This is a genomic window from Rhodopseudomonas sp. BR0C11, assembly GCF_010820945.1.
Taxonomy (GTDB): Bacteria; Pseudomonadota; Alphaproteobacteria; order Rhizobiales; family Xanthobacteraceae; genus Rhodopseudomonas; species Rhodopseudomonas palustris_H.
In genome coordinates this window covers 1-1,806 of sequence record NZ_QTKI01000624.1, presented here as the reverse complement: position 1 = coordinate 1,806, position 1,806 = coordinate 1, and the positions used below count along the sequence as shown (strand labels likewise).

Annotated in this window: 2 protein-coding genes; both read right to left on the bottom strand. The window is 68.0% G+C overall.

What is annotated here, in order from left to right; genetic code table 11:
* Positions 1 to 188: 188 nt before the first annotated feature.
* Positions 189 to 1,178 carry a D-alanine--D-alanine ligase family protein gene (locus DYI24_RS25925; RefSeq protein WP_164574352.1) on the bottom strand — a complete coding sequence of 330 codons (990 nt, stop codon included), beginning with the start codon at positions 1,176 to 1,178 and terminating at the stop codon, positions 189 to 191.
* A 109-nt stretch (positions 1,179 to 1,287) separates the two neighbouring features.
* Positions 1,288 to 1,779: a hypothetical protein gene (locus tag DYI24_RS25920; RefSeq protein WP_246701373.1), complete on the bottom strand. Its 492-nt coding sequence runs from the start codon at positions 1,777 to 1,779 to the stop codon at positions 1,288 to 1,290.
* Positions 1,780 to 1,806 lie beyond the last annotated feature (27 nt).

The window sequence follows — 1,806 nt, the reverse complement described above, 5'->3', positions numbered from 1 at the left end:
CTCCGCCCGGCTTACGCCACGACAGCCGAGCGCCAGGATGCGCCGCCAGCGTTAACCTTCGGCCCTCCTGGTAAACAAATCGTAAAGCAGGCCTGCGCAGACCCGAATTTGTTGCGTCCGGAGAAGGATTTGCGGCGAAAACGCGACTTTCCGCCAAGGCCTCTGGATGGAACCCGGAGGCGTCCCGGTCAGCTCCGCACGGCGCGCTCGGCCAGCGCGATCTGCCCGTTAAGGAAGTCGACGAAGGGGATTCCCAGCGCGTTCAACGCCTTGGGATAGAGCGAGGCTTTGGTGAGGCCGGGCAGCGTGTTGGTCTCCAGGAAGATCGGGCCATCCTTGCCAACGATGAAGTCGGAGCGCGAGTAGCCGCGGCAGGACATCACCCGGTGCGCCCGCACGGCGTAGTCCATGATGGCCGCCGCAATCTCGGGAGCGAACCGGCCGGGGCAGATCTCCTGGGTCGATTTGGCGAGATACTTCGCGGTGTAATCGAATCCGCCGTCGGCCGGCACGATCTCGATCGGCGGCAGCGCCCGCAGCGAGCCATCTTCGGCTTCGAGCACGCCGCAGGTGGCCTCGACGCCGGCGACGAACGGCTCGATCAGATAATCCTCGGTCTTGGCGGCATGGCGCACCGCGACCAGATCCTGCTTGGCGTTGACGAAGAACAGCCCATAGCTCGAACCGTCGCAGGCCGGCTTGGCGATCAGCCGGCCGTAGGTTTCGAGCGCCGCCTCGGCATCGGCGAGCGCGATCCCGCTCACGGTGCGGACACCGGCAATCGCGGCGAAGTGCTTGGCGGCGACCTTGTCGAAAGCCAGATGCGACGCCGCCGAACCCGAGCCGGTGAACGGCACACGCCGCAGTTCGCACATCGCCTGCAACTCGCCGTTCTCGGCGGCGCCGCCGTGCAGACCGAGAACCAGCAGCCGCTGCTCGGCAGCGGCGCGGTCGAGCGCGGCTTCGAGCGGACCGACGTCCTCGCCGTCCGGCACGAACCCCTCTTCGAACGGCCGGGCGTGCGCCAGCAACGCTTGCGCCGAAACGGCATGGACGCGGTCGTCGTCGTTCCAGAACCACAGATCGGCGTCCGGCAACGCGCTGTGCAGCGCCTGCGCCGAGGCGACCGACACCAGGCGCTCTTTGCTGGTGCCACCGAACAGAATGGTGTGTCGCATCGGTCGATCCGCCGCGCGGTCCCTGTTGAAGTCGAAGAAAAGCTGCTGCGTCCCGCGGACCCGGCGCGCGGCGTCATTTTGCCGATTTGGCCGATTCGGAGAAGCAGTGTTACGGCGGCGCGGCTGCGCGCCGCAGGGAGGCGAAGCCCCACAGCAGCAGCACCACCAGCGCCGGCGTGGTCAAACCGACCACCCGCAGCGGCTGCCACACCCCGCCTTCGGTCGCGATCATGCCGAGCCACATCACGCCCGACCAGGCGATCAGCGCCGGCACCAGGCACACCCGCCCTCGCCGCCGCCAGACTTCGAGTTGCACCAACGCAACCAAGGGTGCGGCGAACGCCACGTAGTTCGGCTGCGACACCGACAGCATCACCGGCAGCGCCGCACAGAGCAGCGCGCCGCCGATCAGCAGCGACGGGCCGAGCGGCGGCTGCGGGCCCTTCAGCCGCCAGAACCGGCCATGGCCGAGCCACACCAGTGCGCCGATCACCACCGCATCGAACGCGAGCTGGCCGATCGTGGCGAAGCGCGGCAGCGTGTCGGTCTCGGGCAGACCGCCTGCGGCGATCCGCGCCAGCATCGCACCGATGCTGAGCATGTCGTAGGCTGTCCCTTATACACATCT

Bases quoted from the DNA above. Each gene is read 5' to 3' on its own strand.
- DYI24_RS25925 (WP_164574352.1), bottom strand. From the start codon at position 1,178: ATGCGACACACCATTCTGTTCGGTGGCACCAGCAAAGAGCGCCTGGTG.
- DYI24_RS25920 (WP_246701373.1), bottom strand. From the start codon at position 1,779: ATGCTCAGCATCGGTGCGATGCTGGCGCGGATCGCCGCAGGCGGTCTG.